15 protein-coding genes, 2 tRNA genes and 1 rRNA gene are annotated in these 17,010 nt (G+C 61.2%); 9 read left to right on the top strand and 9 right to left on the bottom strand.

Annotation, left to right across the window (positions count from 1 at the left end; all coding sequences use genetic code 11):
* Nucleotides 1-7: 7 nt before the first annotated feature.
* The 4 genes from Q8L25_RS04605 to Q8L25_RS04590 form a co-directional block, all read right to left on the bottom strand.
* Nucleotides 8-83: transfer RNA gene (locus Q8L25_RS04605), tRNA-Ala, on the bottom strand.
* 18 nt (nucleotides 84-101) lie between these two features.
* Nucleotides 102-178 (bottom strand) — tRNA-Ile (locus tag Q8L25_RS04600).
* Nucleotides 179-277: 99 nt separating this feature from the next.
* Nucleotides 278-1,808, bottom strand: a 16S ribosomal RNA gene (locus Q8L25_RS04595).
* Between the two features lie 401 nt (nucleotides 1,809-2,209).
* Nucleotides 2,210-2,986, bottom strand: coding sequence for an enoyl-CoA hydratase (locus tag Q8L25_RS04590; protein ID WP_308923758.1), 777 nt, complete (start codon nucleotides 2,984-2,986; stop codon nucleotides 2,210-2,212).
* 71 nt (nucleotides 2,987-3,057) lie between these two features.
* Here Q8L25_RS04590 and Q8L25_RS04585 point away from each other — a divergent pair, with 71 nt between their 5' ends.
* Together Q8L25_RS04585 and Q8L25_RS04580 are read left to right on the top strand one after the other, a co-directional pair.
* Complete coding sequence (locus Q8L25_RS04585; RefSeq protein ID WP_374694288.1) at nucleotides 3,058-4,368, top strand: MFS transporter; 1,311 nt, start codon at nucleotides 3,058-3,060, stop codon at nucleotides 4,366-4,368.
* A 134-nt stretch (nucleotides 4,369-4,502) separates the two neighbouring features.
* Nucleotides 4,503-4,940: a universal stress protein gene (locus Q8L25_RS04580; protein WP_308923757.1), complete on the top strand. Its 438-nt coding sequence runs from the start codon at nucleotides 4,503-4,505 to the stop codon at nucleotides 4,938-4,940.
* Nucleotides 4,941-4,955: 15 nt separating this feature from the next.
* Here the strand turns inward: Q8L25_RS04580 and Q8L25_RS04575 are convergent, their stop codons facing one another.
* Nucleotides 4,956-6,176, bottom strand: coding sequence for a murein transglycosylase A (locus Q8L25_RS04575; RefSeq protein ID WP_308923756.1), 1,221 nt, complete (start codon nucleotides 6,174-6,176; stop codon nucleotides 4,956-4,958).
* 10 nt (nucleotides 6,177-6,186) lie between these two features.
* Between Q8L25_RS04575 and Q8L25_RS04570 the strand changes: the two genes are divergently transcribed.
* Entirely contained in the window at nucleotides 6,187-6,333 is a 147-nt protein-coding gene (locus Q8L25_RS04570) for a hypothetical protein (RefSeq protein WP_308923755.1), read from the top strand.
* 15 nt (nucleotides 6,334-6,348) lie between these two features.
* Here the strand turns inward: Q8L25_RS04570 and apaG are convergent, their stop codons facing one another.
* A complete protein-coding gene (gene apaG / locus Q8L25_RS04565) occupies nucleotides 6,349-6,723 on the bottom strand; it encodes a Co2+/Mg2+ efflux protein ApaG (RefSeq protein ID WP_308925648.1) in 375 nt (124 codons plus the stop codon).
* Nucleotides 6,724-6,872: 149 nt separating this feature from the next.
* On the opposite strand from apaG, the gene rpe reads away from it, so the two are divergent.
* The 6 genes from rpe to trpC all read left to right on the top strand — a co-directional run bounded on the left by rpe (nucleotide 6,873) and on the right by trpC (nucleotide 12,525).
* On the top strand, nucleotides 6,873-7,559 hold the full coding sequence (rpe, locus tag Q8L25_RS04560) for a ribulose-phosphate 3-epimerase (protein ID WP_308923754.1): 687 nt from the start codon (nucleotides 6,873-6,875) through the stop codon (nucleotides 7,557-7,559).
* Complete coding sequence (locus Q8L25_RS04555; protein WP_308923753.1) at nucleotides 7,559-8,272, top strand: phosphoglycolate phosphatase; 714 nt, start codon at nucleotides 7,559-7,561, stop codon at nucleotides 8,270-8,272. The genes rpe and Q8L25_RS04555 overlap by 1 nt, the downstream gene beginning before the upstream one ends.
* Before the next feature lie 246 nt (nucleotides 8,273-8,518).
* Nucleotides 8,519-10,015, top strand: coding sequence for an anthranilate synthase component I (gene trpE, locus Q8L25_RS04550; RefSeq protein ID WP_308923752.1), 1,497 nt, complete (start codon nucleotides 8,519-8,521; stop codon nucleotides 10,013-10,015).
* A gap of 1 nt (nucleotide 10,016) precedes the next feature.
* Complete coding sequence (locus tag Q8L25_RS04545) at nucleotides 10,017-10,580, top strand: aminodeoxychorismate/anthranilate synthase component II (RefSeq protein WP_308923751.1); 564 nt, start codon at nucleotides 10,017-10,019, stop codon at nucleotides 10,578-10,580.
* A 68-nt stretch (nucleotides 10,581-10,648) separates the two neighbouring features.
* A complete protein-coding gene (trpD, locus tag Q8L25_RS04540) occupies nucleotides 10,649-11,692 on the top strand; it encodes an anthranilate phosphoribosyltransferase (RefSeq protein WP_308923750.1) in 1,044 nt (347 codons plus the stop codon).
* Between the two features lie 32 nt (nucleotides 11,693-11,724).
* Nucleotides 11,725-12,525 (top strand): indole-3-glycerol phosphate synthase TrpC, encoded by an 801-nt coding sequence (trpC, locus tag Q8L25_RS04535; RefSeq protein WP_308923749.1) that lies wholly within the window; start codon nucleotides 11,725-11,727, stop codon nucleotides 12,523-12,525.
* A 3-nt stretch (nucleotides 12,526-12,528) separates the two neighbouring features.
* On the opposite strand, the gene Q8L25_RS04530 is transcribed toward trpC, so the two are convergent.
* From Q8L25_RS04530 to Q8L25_RS04520, 3 genes are all read right to left on the bottom strand, one after another.
* A complete protein-coding gene (locus tag Q8L25_RS04530; protein ID WP_308923748.1) occupies nucleotides 12,529-13,737 on the bottom strand; it encodes a GGDEF domain-containing protein in 1,209 nt (402 codons plus the stop codon).
* A gap of 74 nt (nucleotides 13,738-13,811) precedes the next feature.
* Nucleotides 13,812-14,954: a GGDEF domain-containing protein gene (locus tag Q8L25_RS04525; RefSeq protein WP_308923747.1), complete on the bottom strand. Its 1,143-nt coding sequence runs from the start codon at nucleotides 14,952-14,954 to the stop codon at nucleotides 13,812-13,814.
* Between the two features lie 209 nt (nucleotides 14,955-15,163).
* Complete coding sequence (locus tag Q8L25_RS04520; protein ID WP_308923746.1) at nucleotides 15,164-17,008, bottom strand: M61 family metallopeptidase; 1,845 nt, start codon at nucleotides 17,006-17,008, stop codon at nucleotides 15,164-15,166.
* Nucleotides 17,009-17,010: the final 2 nt, after the last annotated feature.

The following is a 17,010-nucleotide window of genomic DNA, read 5'->3' as shown; positions in this document are numbered from 1 at the left end:
AAAGTCTTGGTGGAGGATGACGGGATCGAACCGACGACCCCCTGCTTGCAAAGCAGGTGCTCTCCCAGCTGAGCTAATCCCCCTGAGATTTACTAATTAGCTGGTAGGGCTGGTTGGACTCGAACCAACGACCCCCGCGTTATCAACACGGTGCTCTAACCAGCTGAGCTACAGCCCCAACGCGGTGCTACAAAACGACTACTGTTTCTTCTTCAGCTAACAGTCGATAAGTGTGAACATTTGATGGTGAAGCATTGCTGCCTCGTGCAAACTCTAGAAAGGAGGTGATCCAGCCGCACCTTCCGATACGGCTACCTTGTTACGACTTCACCCCAGTCACGAATCCTACCGTGGTAAGCGCCCTCCTTACGGTTAAGCTACCTACTTCTGGTAAAACCCGCTCCCATGGTGTGACGGGCGGTGTGTACAAGACCCGGGAACGTATTCACCGCGACATGCTGATCCGCGATTACTAGCGATTCCAACTTCATGCAGTCGAGTTGCAGACTACAATCCGGACTACGATACACTTTCTGCGATTAGCTCCCCCTCGCGGGTTGGCGGCGCTCTGTATGTACCATTGTATGACGTGTGAAGCCCTACCCATAAGGGCCATGAGGACTTGACGTCATCCCCACCTTCCTCCGGTTTGTCACCGGCAGTCTCATTAGAGTGCCCTTTCGTAGCAACTAATGACAATGGTTGCGCTCGTTGCGGGACTTAACCCAACATCTCACGACACGAGCTGACGACAGCCATGCAGCACCTGTGTACTGGTTCTCTTTCGAGCACTCCCCAATCTCTCGGGGATTCCAGCCATGTCAAGGGTAGGTAAGGTTTTTCGCGTTGCATCGAATTAATCCACATCATCCACCGCTTGTGCGGGTCCCCGTCAATTCCTTTGAGTTTTAATCTTGCGACCGTACTCCCCAGGCGGTCTACTTCACGCGTTAGCTGCGTTACCAAGTCAATTAAGACCCGACAACTAGTAGACATCGTTTAGGGCGTGGACTACCAGGGTATCTAATCCTGTTTGCTCCCCACGCTTTCGTGCATGGGCGTCAATCTTGACCCAGGGGGCTGCCTTCGCCATCGGTGTTCCTCCACATATCTACGCATTTCACTGCTACACGTGGAATTCTACCCCCCTCTGCCAGATTCTAGCCTTGCAGTCTCCAATGCAATTCCCAGGTTGAGCCCGGGGATTTCACATCAGACTTACAAAACCGCCTGCGCACGCTTTACGCCCAGTAATTCCGATTAACGCTTGCACCCTACGTATTACCGCGGCTGCTGGCACGTAGTTAGCCGGTGCTTATTCTTCAGGTACCGTCATTAGCAGGAGATATTAGCTCCCACCGTTTCTTCCCTGACAAAAGAGCTTTACAACCCGAAGGCCTTCTTCACTCACGCGGCATTGCTGGATCAGGCTTGCGCCCATTGTCCAAAATTCCCCACTGCTGCCTCCCGTAGGAGTCTGGACCGTGTCTCAGTTCCAGTGTGGCTGGTCGTCCTCTCAGACCAGCTACTGATCGATGCCTTGGTAGGCTTTTACCCTACCAACTAGCTAATCAGATATCGGCCGCTCCACGAGCATGAGGTCTTGCGATCCCCCACTTTCATCCGTAGATCGTATGCGGTATTAGCGTAACTTTCGCTACGTTATCCCCCACTCCAGGGTACGTTCCGATATATTACTCACCCGTTCGCCACTCGCCACCAGAGCAAGCTCCGTGCTGCCGTTCGACTTGCATGTGTAAGGCATGCCGCCAGCGTTCAATCTGAGCCAGGATCAAACTCTTCAGTTTAATCTCTGTTACTTTGCCATTTTATTGGCATGGTCGAACCTTTTAATCGGTTCAAACCCCTCGCATTGCGAGATGTTTGCTCACTCAAAAAACTGACAGGCTACTTCCGAAGAAGTATCCTATTTCATTATTTCTTGTGAACATTTGATATTTTAAGTTTGACGTCAATCCGAAGATCAACGCTGCACTTCATCAAATGCCCACACTTATCGACTGTTAATTGTTAAAGAACGGTATTCGGTACTGCGTGTTTCGCGCTATCGACAAAGCGTTGTGTTTGTCAGCTGCGAAGAAGGAAGAGTATGAAGCTTTTTCAGCATTTCGTCAACCTTCTTTTTCTCCCCACTTAACTCTGCAACACCTTGTTTTGTGTGCGTCGTTTTGCGAGGAGGCGAATCATATCAAAGGCCGTCGAAGTTTGGCAAGCGCTTTTCCAAAAATGCGTGCATGCCCTCTTTCTGCGCCGGTGTACCGAACGCGGCCTGGAACAAACGGCGCTCGTAGGCAACACCATCGGTCAAGGTGGTTTCAAAGGCGCGGTTGACGCAATCCTTGATCATCATGGCGACCGAGGTCGGCATGGCGGCGATGGTTCTGGCGGCCGCCAGGGTTTCTTCCAGCAGCTTGTCGGCCGGCACCACGCGCGATACCAGGCCGATGCGTTCGGCTTCCACCGCGTCAATCGTGCGCGCCGTCAGCAGCAGGTCCATGGCCTTGGCCTTGCCGATGGCGCGCGGCAGGCGCTGCGTGCCACCTGCACCTGGTGTGACGCCGACCTTGATTTCCGGCTGGCCGAATTTGGCGCTGTCGGCAGCGATCAAAAAATCGCACATCATGGCCAGTTCGCAGCCGCCGCCCAGCGCATAGCCGGCCACCGCCCCCACCACCGGCTTGCGCACGCGCAGGATATGCTCCCAGTTGCGGCTGATATAGCCTTGTGTAAACGTGTCGGGATAGGTGTAGTCGGCCATGGCCGCGATATCGGCGCCGGCGGCAAACGCCTTTTCGCTGCCGGTCAGCACGATGCAGCCGATATTCTCGTCGGCGTCGAACTTGAGCAGCGCGTCGCCCAGCTCGTTCATCATGCGCTCGTTCAAGGCATTCAGGGCCTTGGGACGGTTCAGGCGTATCAGCGCGACTTTGTCCTGGATTTCGATGATCAGGTCTTCGTATTGCATGGTGTCTCCTCTTGATGAACGGTGCTGACGATTGTAGCGGCTAATGGCGGCGCCACTGCGGCAGCGCTGTTATTATTATCAACCTGCTCACCCACCTCGACGCGTGCCGTATTTTCTCCACCCTATTCCACTCTCTGACCAGCCGCCTGCGCGGTGACGGTTCCGCCGCCACCGTCAATTTCCGCCGCCTGTGGTTCAGCAACGGCCTCAATTGCTTTGGCGCCCAGATCACTTCGCTGGCCCTGCCTCTGTGCGCGGTATTGCTGCTGCATGCGACGCCGGAACAGATGGGCATCCTGGTCGCCTTGCAGGCGCTGCCGTTTGCGCTGTTCGGCCTGCCCGTCGGCGTGCTGCTGGACCGGCGCAGCAAGCATCCGATCATGCTGTTCAGCGAAACCATGTCGGGCCTGGCGCTGGCCAGCGTGGCGGTGGCGTACTGGTGCGGCGTGCTGTCGATGCCGTGGCTGTATATCGTGGGTTTTATTATCGGCACCGGTTTCGTGGTCGGCGGCGGCGCCGAACAGGTGTTTTTGACTTTTCTCGTCGGGCGCGACGGCTTGATCGATGCGCAATCGAAATTTGCCGCCACGGAATCGGCCTCGCGCCTGATCGGACCGGGCATGGCGGGCGTGCTGGTGCAAACCCTGTCAGCGCCAGTCGCCATCCTGTGCACGGCCTGCGGCTATCTGATTTCCGTATTCAATTTGCGCGCCATGAGCGTGCGCGATCCGCGTCCCGCGCCGTCGCATAATCACCCCTTGCGCGATATTGCCGATGGGCTGCTGTTTGTCTGGCGCGAACCGCTGCTGCGCGCGCTGGCCTGGGGCGCCGGCGTCTGGCACTTTTTGTTTTACGCCAGCATGGCCTTGACGGTGCTGTTCGCCACGCATGACCTGGGCATGAGTCCCGGCGTGCTGGGCATGGCGCAAATGCTGGGCGGCGCCGGCGTGCTGGTCAGCGCCATCGTCGTCAAACCGCTGACGCGCCGTTATGGCGCCGGCAAGGTAATCCTGATCGGCCTGGCGTCGACCTCGCTGTGCTTCGTGCTGACGCCGGCGATACCGGCCAACCTGTTCGGCAGCGCCACGGCCAGTGCGGCGGCGTATGCCGTGCTGATGTTCTTTTTCGATTGCGGCGTGATGCTGTTCTTTATTCCCTACCTGGGCCTGCGCCAGAAAGTCACGCCCGACGCCATGCTGGGACGGATGACCTCGACCATGCGCTTTTTGACGGTGGCCACGGCGCCGCTGGGCGCGCTGGCGGCCGGCTGGGTGGCCGAGCACTTCGGCGTGCGCAGCGGCATGGCCTGCATCGCGGCCGGCAGCATCCTGCTCACGATCGCGATGGTGTGGGGCACGCCGCTACGCAAGGCGCGCGGCTGAAGCACAAAATCGATAGAGGGTGTATAAGATTGCTTTGCCGACACTATTCAACACGAAGCCGGCCAGACTTGATTTATATCAAGGATTTCCTCCGGGTAAATCCATAAGCTGCAAATATTTCCAAGGAGCACATTATGTTCAAGACGATCCTCTTCCCTACCGACGGCTCGCCGCTGTCCGACCAGGCCGCCAATACCGCCATCGCCTTCGCCCAGTTGAACCAGGCCAAGCTGGTCGCCGTCAGCGTGGTGCAGCCATTTCCGTTTTCGCCGATGGCCGACGGCGGCATCGTGCTCGACGCCAGCCTGTACGAGCAGCAGATGAATGAATCGGCGCAGCGCGCGATCGAGAAAATCGGCGAGGCCGCGCGCGCCGCCAATGTGGCCTTCGAAGGCGTGGTCGCACTGTCGCCCAGCCCGCATGAGGAAATCGTCAATACGGCGCAGGCCTACCAGTGCGACATCATTTTGATGGCCTCGCATGGCCGCAAGGGTCTGAACAAGCTGTTCGTGGGCAGCGAAACACAAAAAGTGTTGGCGCATACCCACCTGCCTGTCATGGTATTGCGTTAAACATTACTGCAAGCACTACTGCGGCTGCTTCGGCAGCAGCACCCACACCATGCCGCTCTGCTTCATGCGGCCGGCATTCTCGGCCGCTTCCGCGCCGAAGCCAAAGAAATAATCGACCCGGATCGGCCCGCGGATCGCGCCGCCCGTGTCCTGCGCCATCACCAGGCGCTGCATCGGGATATCGCTGTTCGCCTGCGTGGTCGACAGGAACACGGGCACGCCCAGCGGCACGAAGCGCGAGTCGATGGCCACCGAGCGCTGCGGCGTCAGCGGCACGCCCAGCGCGCCTTTCGGCCCCACCTTCGGATCGGGCAAGCGCTCTTCCTTGAAGAACACATAGCTGGGATTGGCGTTGAACAGCTCGTCCTTGCGGGTCGGATGGCCTGCGATCCAGGCCTTGATGCCCTGCGCCGAGGCCTGGCTCATGGTCAATTCTCCCTTGTCGACCAGGTAGCGGCCGATCGACTGGTAGGGATGGCCATTCTGATCCGCATAGGCCACGCGCACGGTTTCCTGGGTGTCGGTCAGCTGCACCCTGCCGCTGCCCTGCACCTGCAGAAAAAACGCTTCCACCTCATCGTCGACCCACAGCAATTCCTTGCCCGTCACGGAGGTGGCGCGCTCGATATCGGCGCGCGTGGCATATGGCACCACTTTCTTGCCGACCAGCTTGCCGCGCAGCCGCATGTTTTTCAGTTCCGGATACACGCTGGACAAGTCCACCGTCACCAGATCGTCCGGCACCTTGTACAGCGGCGTCTGGTATGGCCCGCCGCGTTTGCGCGCGCCATGCAGCAGCGGTTCGTAATAGCCTGTCACCAGGCCGGAATTGGCCCCATCGGCGGCGACCATCTGGTTCGGCACGAAAAACGCTTCGAAGAACTGGCGGATCGCCTTGTCGCTGTCGGCATTGACCTGGCGCGCAATCGTGCATGACTCTTTCCAGTCGGGCCGCTTGACCAGCACGGCGCACGAGGCCATGAAGGCGGGCCAGGCCGCGCGCACGTCGTCGCGGGCCCAGCCGGGCAAGGCGGCAAAGCCGACCGGCACAAAAGTGGGCGCCTGGGCGTCCTTGGCGTCAGGCGCGGCCGGTTTGGCCGGCACGGGCTTGACGACCGATGGCGTAATGGCCGGCGGCTTGGCCGGCACGGGCGTCAGCGGCACCGTGCTGGTGCATGCGGACAACGCCAGCGCGACGGCGACGCTTGAAACGAGTAGACTGAGGCGTAAAGACATAGGAGAGCGTATGTGGATCTTGGTAATGGAAGCGATGGTGGCGTTTTTCCTGCTGGCGTTTATCGTCTGGTGGACCATGTATTCGGGCAAGAAGCCCACGCCGCCAGCGCAGAAACAGGTGGCAACCGACAAGGACGCCACCGAAAAACTGAAATAAGGAAGTGCGCGTAGTTTAGTGCAGCGTGCGCGGCAGCGACAACACGAACTCGGGAATCTGCGCTTCGAACTGGTGGCCGTCTTCGGCCACGCAGAAATATTCACCGAGCATGGTGCCTTGCGGCGTGGCCAGCACGGTGCCGCTCGTGTATTCGAACTGCTCGCCCGGCTGCAGCAGCGGCTGGTGGCCGACGGCGCCCAGGCCGCGCACTTCTTCCACCTTGTTGTTGGCGTCGGTGATCACCCAGTGGCGCGAGATCAGCTGCGCGCCGGCGGTGCCCGTGTTGACCACGCGAATCGTGTAGCTGAACACATGGCGGCCCTGGTCGGGCGCCGATTGCTCCGGCAAATACTGTGTCTTGACCGTTACCGTAAATTCATAAGTCGCCATCGTCGTCCTTGTCTGGTTCATGAGGTGTCGCGCCACAGCCTCGCCGGCTGGTGCGCAAGAGGTATTCTGTGTTTCAAAAGGGCATGGCAACGGCGTCAAGCGTAAAATAGCGCAACTTTGCATCTTCTACCCTCTGGCCCTATCTCACCATGACTACATTTCGCATCGCTCCCAGCATCCTGTCCGCCGACTTCGCCCGCCTGGGCGAGGAAGTACGCAACGTCGTCACCGCCGGCGCCGACATCATCCACTTCGACGTGATGGATAACCATTATGTGCCGAACCTGACGATCGGCCCGCTGGTCTGCGAAGCCATCCGCCCGCATGTGCAAGTGCCCATCGACGTGCACCTGATGGTCAAGCCTGTCGATCGCATTATCCCGGATTTCGCCAAAGCCGGTGCGAACATCATCACCTTCCATCCGGAAGCGTCGGAGCATCTGGACCGTTCGCTGCAGCTGATCCGCGACAACGGCTGCAAGGCCGGCCTGGTGTTCAACCCGGGCACGCCGCTGCATTACCTGGAGCATGTGATGGACAAGATCGACATCATCCTGATCATGTCGGTCAATCCCGGTTTCGGCGGCCAGTCCTTTATTCCGCAGGCCTTGAAAAAAATCGCCGAAGCGCGCCGCATGATCGATGAATCGGGCCGTGACATCATGCTCGAAGTCGACGGCGGCATCAAGATCGACAATATCGCCGCGGCAGCCGCTGCCGGCGCCGACACCTTTGTCGCCGGCTCGGCCATCTTCGGCAAGCCTGACTACAAGGCCGTGATCGACGCCATGCGCGCCGAGTTGGCCAAGACAGTGGCCAAGACGGTGAGCAACTGATGGCGGCGGGCACGGTGAAACATGCAGTGCTGGCCGGCGTGCGCGCCGCCATTATCGACCTCGATGGCACGATGCTCGACACCGTGCCCGACTTTCATGTCGCCATCAACGGCATGCGCGGCGAATTCGAGCTGCCGCCGATCAGCGCCGAAGCGATTTCGCTGATGATAGGCAAGGGCTCGGAAAACCTGATCCGCACGGTACTGGCGCTGGACTTCGACCCTGCCGGCGTGGAGCAGCGTTTCGAACAGGCGATGGATGGCTACCAGCGCCATTACCTGGCGATCAACGGCCAGTACAGCACCCTGTACCCGGACGTGGAAAAGGGCCTGGCGGCGATGAAGGCGGCCGGGCTGCGCCTGGCCTGCGTCACCAACAAGCCGATCGCGTTCGCCCTGCCCCTCTTGAAGCTGAAAAATCTCGATCAGTACTTCGAGATCGTCTACGGCGGCGACTCGCTGGCGAAGAAGAAACCGGACCCGCTGCCCTTGCTGCAGGTGTGCGCGGACTTCGACCTGGCGCCGTCGACCGTGGTGGCCATCGGCGACTCGTCGAACGACGCGCAAGCGGCCCGCGCTGCGGGTTGCCCCGTGTTGACGGTACCGTATGGCTACAACCACGGACACTCTATACACGATACCGATTCCGATGGTATAGTAAATACGCTGCTCGAAGCGGCTCATGTCATAAGCATGCAAGTGGTTCAACCCTGATTCGACACTCAACCGCATACTGACCAAACCCAACACCTTATCGTGAACACGTTTCTCATCAAAAAACACAATGTCACCCAAACCGGCTCGATTGAGGCCTGGCTTTGGCGACGCTGGCAATCCTGGCAGGCCTGAGGCCGAGCCGTACGATGATTGCTGTCGTGTGCACGCTTGCATGCGACAGGTTTTTTGATAACCCACTGCGGGCGCTGTGCACACTTGCACCCCTGCGGCATGGAGAGACACATGACCGAACTCGAATTCAAATCGCTGGCCCAGCAAGGCTATAACCGCATCCCATTGATCGCGGAAGCCTTCGCCGACCTGGAAACCCCGCTCACCTTGTACCTGAAACTGGCGCAGACCCAGCAGGGCGGCAAGAACACCTTTCTGCTCGAATCGGTCGTCGGCGGCGAACGCTTCGGACGTTTTTCGTTCATCGGCCTGCCCGCCACCACCGTGCTGCGCACGTTTGGCAACCGCACCGAGATCGTCAAGAACGGCGCCGTGATCGAGGTGCACGAAGGCAATCCGCTCGACTTCATCGAACAGTACCAGTCGCGTTTCAAGGTGGCGCTGCGCCCCGGCATGCCGCGTTTCTGCGGCGGCCTGGCCGGCTACTTCGGCTACGACACGGTGCGCCATATCGAGAAAAAGCTGGCCGGCGGTGCGCCGAAAGACGACCTGGGCCTGCCCGATATCCAGCTGATGGTGACCGAAGAACTGGCCGTGATCGACAACCTGTCCGGCAAACTGTATCTGATCGTCTATGCCGACACCACCCAGCCCGAGTCCTTCAGCAAAGCGCGCCAGCGCCTGAAAGACCTGCGCATGATGCTGCGCCGCGGCGTCGACGCCCCCGTCACCAGCAGCTCGGTGCGCACCGAAACCATCCGCGATTTCTCGAAAGAAGACTACCTGAAGGCGGTCGCCAGGGCGCATGAATACGTGATGGCGGGCGATTTGATGCAGGTGCAGATCGGCCAGCGCATCCGCAAGCCTTACGTTGACTCTCCGCTGACCCTGTACCGCGCGCTGCGTTCGCTGAATCCGTCGCCATACATGTACTTCTATAACTTCGGCGACATGCAGATCATCGGCGCTTCGCCCGAGATTTTGGTGCGCAACGAGACCACGCCGGACGGCGGCAAGAAAGTGACCCTGCGCCCGATCGCCGGCACGCGTCCGCGCGGCGCCACGCCCGAGCGCGACGCGGAACTGTCCGCCGAACTGCTGGCCGATCCGAAAGAGATCGCCGAACACGTGATGCTGATCGACCTGGCGCGCAACGACATCGGCCGCATTGCGACGACGGGCAGCGTGCAGGTCACCGACCGCATGGTGATCGAAAAATACTCGCATGTGCAGCACATCGTCTCGAACGTGGAAGGCACCCTGAAAGACGGCCTGTCCAACCTCGACGTGCTGCGCGCCACCTTCCCGGCCGGCACCCTGACCGGCGCGCCGAAAGTGCGCGCCATGGAAGTGATCGACGAACTGGAAATCACCAAGCGCGGCATCTATGGCGGCGCCTGCGGCTACCTGTCGTTTGGCGGCGAGATGGACGTGGCGATCGCCATTCGCACCGGCGTGATCAAGGACGGCATGCTGTACGTGCAGGCGGCCGCCGGCATCGTGGCCGACTCGATCCCGGAAATGGAATGGCAGGAAACCGAAAACAAGGCGCGCGCCGTGCTGCGCGCCGCCGAACAAGTACAAGATGGCCTGGATGGGGAGTTTTAAGATGCTGCTGATGATCGACAACTACGACTCCTTCACCTACAACATCGTGCAGTATTTCGGCGAACTGGGTGAAGACGTGCGGGTGTACCGCAACGACGAAATCACGATAGCACAAATCGAGGCGCTGAACCCGGACCGCATCTGCATCTCGCCCGGCCCGAAGGCGCCAGCGCAGGCCGGCATTTCGGTCGAGGTACTGAAACACTTCGCCGGCAAGAAACCGATACTGGGCGTCTGCCTGGGCCACCAGGCCATCGGCGAAGCATTCGGCGGCAAGGTGATCCGCGCCAAGCAGGTCATGCATGGCAAGACTTCTGTCATCGCGCATACGGGCGTGGGCGTCTTCAAGGACCTGCCCTCCCCCTTCACAGTGATACGTTACCACTCGCTGGCAATCGAACGCGCCTCGCTGCCTTCCTGCCTGGAAGTGACGGCGTGGACGGACGACGGCGAAATCATGGGCGTGCGCCACCGGGAATTCGATATCGAGGGCGTGCAGTTCCACCCCGAATCGATCCTGTCGGAGCACGGCCACGCCCTGCTGAAGAATTTTCTCGAGCGCTGATTTTTTCCCGGCACGCCCCCGGCGTGCCCTCAGTGTCCTCCTGCGCCATCATTGAAGAAGGAAGCATCATGCCGATCACCCCACAAGAAGCCCTGCTGCGCTGTATCGAACACCGCGAAATCTTTCACGACGAAATGCTGTACCTGTTCCGCCAGATCATGTCCGGCGAAATGTCGCCCACCATGATCGCGGCGCTGACCATGGGCCTGCGCGTGAAAAAGGAAACCATCGGCGAAATCGCCGCCGCCGCGCAAGTGATGCGCGAGTTTTCCACCAAGGTGCCGATGGCCGACACCACCAACCTGCTCGACATCGTCGGCACCGGCGGCGACGGCGCCCACACTTTCAATATCTCCACCGCCTCGATGTTCGTGGCGGCAGCAGCCGGCGCGCGCGTGGCCAAGCATGGCGGACGCAGCGTCTCGTCCTCGTCCGGCAGCGCCGACGTGCTCGACTCGCTGGGCGTCAACATCAACCTGCAGCCCGAGCAGATCGCCCAGTCGATCGCGCAGACCGGCATCGGCTTCATGTATGCGCCGAACCACCACGCCGCCATGAAACATGCGGCGCCGGTGCGCCGCGAACTGGGCGTGCGCACCATCTTCAATATCCTGGGTCCGCTGACCAATCCGGCCGGCGCGCCGAACATCTTGATGGGCGTGTTCCACGCCGACCTGGTCGGCATCCAGGTGCGCGTGCTGCAGCGCCTGGGGGCCCAGCACGCCATCGTGGTCTACGGCCGCGACAATATGGATGAAGTGTCGCTGGGCGCCGGCACCATGGTGGGTGAACTGGTCAACGGCGAGATCCGCGAATACGAAATCCACCCGGAAGATTTTGGTTTGCAGATGATCGCCAGCCGCAATCTGAAGGTGGCCGACTCGGTCGAATCGAAAGCGAAGATGATGGAAGCGCTGCGCGGCGAGCCTGGCGCCGCTTCCGATATCGTGGCCCTGAACGCGGGCACGGCGCTGTATGCGGCCGGCGTGGCCAGCTCGATCGAAGATGGCCTGGCGCGTGCGCGCACGGCCGTCAGCTCGGGCGCGGCGCTGGCGAAACTCGAGCAGTTCGTGCGCGTCACGCAGCAGCTGGGCGCCCCGGCGCAAGCGTAATCCTCACCGCAACCTATGGAATAGCGACCATCATGTCCGACATACTCGATAAAATCCTGGCCGTGAAAGCCGATGAAGTGGCCAAGGCCAAGGCCTACCGCAGCCTGGCCAGCCTGCGTGGCGACGTGGAAAACGACAGCGCCCTGCGCGCCGACCTGCGCAATTTTGAAGCGAGCCTGCGCCAGCACATCGCCGATGGCAAACCTGGCATCATCGCCGAAGTAAAAAAGGCCTCGCCGTCGAAAGGCGTGATCCGCGCCGACTTCCGCCCGGCCGACATTGCCGCCAGCTATGCCCAGCACGGCGCGGCCTGCCTGTCGGTGCTGACCGATGTGCAGTTCTTTCAAGGCTCGGTCGAATACCTGCGGCAGGCACGCGCCGCCTGCGCGATTCCCGTGCTGCGCAAGGACTTCATGGTCGACATGTACCAGATCTATGAAGCGCGCGCGATGGGCGCCGACTGCATTTTGCTGATCGTCGCCGCGCTCGACCATGGCCTGATGGCCGAGATGGAGGCCTGCGCCCACGAGCTGGGCATGGGCGTGCTGATCGAAAGCCACGACGGCGCCGAACTCGATGCGGCTTTAAAACTCAAGAGCGCGCTGATCGGCATCAACAACCGCAACCTGCGCACCTTCGAGACGTCGCTGGAGACCACCATCGGTCTCTTGCCACGCATCGGGCAGGACAAATTGATCATTACGGAGTCCGGCATCCTCGGCACGGCCGACGTGCAGCGCATGCGCGCGGCCAATGTGCACAGCTTCCTGGTCGGCGAAGCGTTCATGCGCGCACCGGATCCCGGTGTGGAACTGGCGCGTTTGTTCAGCTAGTACTCAGGACGCCGCGGCGCCGGCGACCGCCTCGGACTTCACGGCGGTGAGTCCGCCGATATCGAATTCGATGCGGTCGCGGCCATTTCCCTTGGCCAGGTACAGCGCCGCGTCGGCGCGCCCCAGCAGCTGCTCCAGTTCTTCGTGTTCCGACGCCTGGCAGGCCACGCCTATGCTGACGGTGCACGGCGGCAGTCCCTTGCCATTCGGCGCGCACAGCAGGCCGCGGAGTCGTTCGGCGGCGCTGAGCGCATGATGCGGCGCCATGTCGGGCATCAGCACGACGAATTCTTCGCCACCGAACCGCGCCACGCAATCCGATTCGCGCAGCGCGCCGCTGATGACCATGGCCACATGCGCCAGCACCTGGTCGCCCACGGCATGGCCATGGCGGTCATTGATCAACTTGAAATAATCGAGGTCGATGCTGAGCAAGGTCAGCGGACGGCGGTGGCGCCGCAAATTCGCCTTTTCGCGCGCGTAGGCGTCGCCAAAGCCGCGCCGGTTCAGCACCTGCGTCAGCGGATCATGGGTGGAGCGGCGTTCGAGTATGGTTTGCAAACGGCGCGTGGCCACCGTCATGAAGGCCACCGTCAACAGCAGCGCCATGAAATTGGCGGCCGCCAGGTACATGCTGGCGCGCGTGCCCGCCGCCAGCATGTCGACCACGCTGACGCCGCCCTGCAACAGCGCCGCGACGCCGCGCGTCAGCACCACGCCGGCTTGCACCAGCATCAAGCCGCCGAAGAAAAAACTCGAAAAGTGCCGCTCGCCGTGCGACCACACCAGCTGCGCCTGGCGCGCATAGAACAGGAAGACGGTCAGCGAAAAAATCGCCACGCGCACGGAAAAATCGCTGTGCACCAGCAGCCACCAGGCGATGCCGGCAGTGCCAAGGACGCAGGCCAGCGCATAAAAGCGCAGGCTGGGCTTCTGGCCGTAGAATTTTTCCGTGCCCAGCATCGACAGGCCGATGCCCAGCAACAGGCTGGCATTGGCGCCCAGCAGCGAGACGACATCGGGCAGGGTGCCGCGCGTGCCAAACAGGATGGAGGCGCAAACCAGCAGCAGCAAGCCGGCCGACCAGTGGCCCAGGCCGTCCACTTCGCGCCGAAAGCTGCGATACACGGAAAACATGACAATACTCATGGCCGCGCACATCAGGGTCGTCATCAGCATGATGGTGCGAGGATCGAGTGTTTCCACAGTCATGCAGAGCCTAAAAATTAATTACAATGATTTTAGTTCAGTTATGGCCAGTTTCAGGAAAATATCATGTTGCGCTCTCAACCGCACAAGCTCATGGGTGGCGGCAGAGCGAAGGCAACACTGGCATCGCCGGCGATTTCGACACGGTCGCGCCCCAGTTGCTTGGCCCGGTACAGCGCCTGGTCGGAGCGCAGCAGCAGGCTGTCGAGCTCTTCGCCATGCGCGCGCTGGCAGGCGATGCCGATGCTGAGCGTATAGGCCGGCAAGCCCGGCACCGCGCGCGGCTGGCGCAGCGCATGCCGGATGCGCTGCGCCACCAGTTCGGCGCGCGCCTGCTGGCTATCGGACAGCAGCACCACGAATTCTTCGCCGCCGAAACGCGCCACCGCGTCACTGCCGCGCAGCACGCCGCTGATCACCGCTGCCACGTCGATCAGCACCTGGTCGCCCACGGCATGGCCATGCACGTCATTGATGGCCTTGAAAAAATCCAGGTCGATGCTCATCACGGCGATCGGCATGCCGCCGCGCCGCGCCCGTGCACTTTCCCTGGCATGGACTTCGCCGAAGCCGCGCCGGTTCAATACCGACGTCAGCGGATCGCGGTTCGAGCGCTGTTCCAGCAACATGTGCAGCTGGCGCGTGGCCACCGTCATGAAACCGACCGGCAGCAGCAAGGTCATGAAGGACAGGATGGCCAGGTACATGCTGTGATGGGGGCCGCCATGCAGGATGTCATAGCCGGCACCACCGGCCTGCAAGGCCGTGATGCCGCGATGCAGCAAGGCCAGCGACGGCAGCAGGCTCAAGGCGCAGAAAAGCCAGGTGGTCAGGTGGCGCTCGCCATGGCGCGCGATGACCACCGCCTGGTTGAACAGCAGCGCCATCATCAGGAAGGAATACATCGCCACGCGGGTGGGAAAGTCGGGCCGCCAGACCAGCCAGATGAGCATCACCACCAGGCCCAGCAGCCAGGTCACGTGGAACAGGCCCCAGCCCGGCGGTTGGCCATAAAAGCGCTGCGTGCCGATCATCTGCATGCCGGCGCCCCACAGGAAAACGGAGTTAGCAATCGGCAACAAAATCAGTTCCGGCACCAGGCCGGTCAGGGCGAACAAGGCGCTGGCCAGTATCAGTCCCGACAAGCCCAGCACCCAGTCCCGCAGGCCGCGCACGGATAGCGGGAAGCTGCGCTGTGCGGAAAACATGACGACTGCCATGGCAACCGCCATCACAGTGGACATTAAAATAATAGTGGCGGGGTCGAGTTTCACAGGGAACGGATACGGTGGCGAAAAGTCGCGCCAAACATGCCGAAAAGCATGATAAATTTCGCGACAGAAATTGTACCTTGAAACTCCGTATTAAAACTACTGGCGGGTCCAATCTTGCCATAGCAGTGATACGCTGCCCCGCCATTTACCAGCTTTTACAACATCTGCGCCGTTGGCCGTTTCAAAGCCGATAATTTTTTCGATGCCGGAACGATAACAAAATTGACATTCGGTACACGGTCGCCTTGCAGGCTGGCCGTAAAGGTCATCAGCTCGTCGCGGCGGAACGCATGGATGGCCACCTGTGCGCCGACCGCATAGCGCGACAGCAGGTTGTCCAGGTTGCTGCCCGTCACGCGCAGGCCGTCCAGCGCCACCAGCACATCGCCCGCCGACAGGCCGGCCTGGTGGGCGGCGCCGCCTTGGTGGATTTGCGCCAGTTTCGCGTCGCTGGCCAGGTTCACGTCCAGGCTCGGTTTTTCGCTCTTGCGCGCATCGCTGTATTTCACGCCGAACGGCGCCAGCAGGCGCGCCAGCGGCACGTCGTCGGTGCCGCGGACATAGCGCTCGAAGAACGGTTTCATGCGCCTGCCGCTGATTTCATCGAACAGCGCCTCGACCTCGGCCGGCGTCACGCCGCGGCCTTCGCCTTTCCTGTTTCCTTTACCCTGGTAGAAATCGCGGCCATAACGCTGCCACAGCGCCAGCATCACGTCATCGAGCGACTGCTCGCCGCCGGACTTGCTGCGGATGGTCAGGTCCAGCGCCAGCGCGATCAGCGAACCCTTGGTGTAGTAGCTGACGATGGCGTTCGGCGCATTTTCGTCCTGGCGGTAGTATTTGCCCCAGGCGTCAAAACTCGAATCGGCCACGCTCTGCTTGGTGCGGCCGCTGCCGCGCAAGACGCTGTTGACGGTCTTGCCCAGCAGTTTGAAATAGGCCGCTTCGTCGATCAGGCCGGCGCGCACCAGCATCAGGTCATCGTAATAGCTGGTAAAGCCTTCGAACAGCCACAGCAGCGGCGTATAGCTTTCCGCCTGCAGCTGGTACGGCGCGAACGCGGCCGGCTTGATGCGCTTGACGTTCCAGGTATGGAAATACTCGTGGCTGCACAGGCCGAGGAACTTCAGGTAGCCGTCGCCGATCTCGGCGCTGGTGGAAGCCGTGGTCGGCAGGTCGGCGCGCGCGCAGATCAGCGCGGTCGAGGCGCGGTGCTCCAGCCCGCCATAGCCGTCACCCACCGCCATGGTCATGAACACATAGCGGTCCATCGGCGCTTTTTTGCTCTTCGGCTCGAAAAAGGCGATCTGGGTTTCGCAGATGGCTTTCAGGTCGCGGCACAAGCGGTCGAGGTCCAGGTTCGGCACCTTGCCGGTGACGACGATATCGTGCGGCACGCCATGCGCCTTGAAAGTGGCCAGCGCGAAGTCGCCCATTTCCACCGGGTGGTCGATCAGCTCGTCGTAATTGGCGGCCTGGTAGCTGCCGAAGCCATAGCGCTTGGCTTTCAGTTCGGGCAAGGTGGTGGCCACGCGCCAGTTCCTGCAGGCGGCGTCCTTCGGCTGCACGATGTTCACTTCGTGCGGTTCGGATTCCTGACCCAGCACGCTCAAAAAGACGCTGGTGCCGTTGAAAAAGCCGTGGTTCTGGTCCAGGTGGGCGGCGCGCACCGACAGGTCCCAGGCATACACGTCGTATTCGACCGTCAGGGCGCCGTCGCAGGGCGCGGCCTGCCATGAGTGTTTGTCGAGCTTGGCCAGCGCCACGGCCTTGCCGCCGCATTCGGCGCGGATGCTGACGATATTGCGCGAAAATTCGCGGATCATGTAGCTGCCCGGGATCCAGGCCGGCAGCGACAGCACCTGGCCGATGGCGGCCGGCTGGCTGACTGTCAGGCTGACGCGGAACAGGTGGCCGGCCAGGTCCAGCGCGGCGATGGTATAGACGATGCCGGCGGCGGGCGCTCTGGCGATGACTTTTTTGACTGGTGCTTTTTTCATGT

Origin of the sequence: Janthinobacterium sp. J1-1, assembly GCF_030944405.1 — a bacterium.
Lineage (GTDB): Bacteria > Pseudomonadota > Gammaproteobacteria > Burkholderiales > Burkholderiaceae_D > Janthinobacterium.
This window is presented reverse-complemented; position numbering and strand designations above follow the sequence as displayed.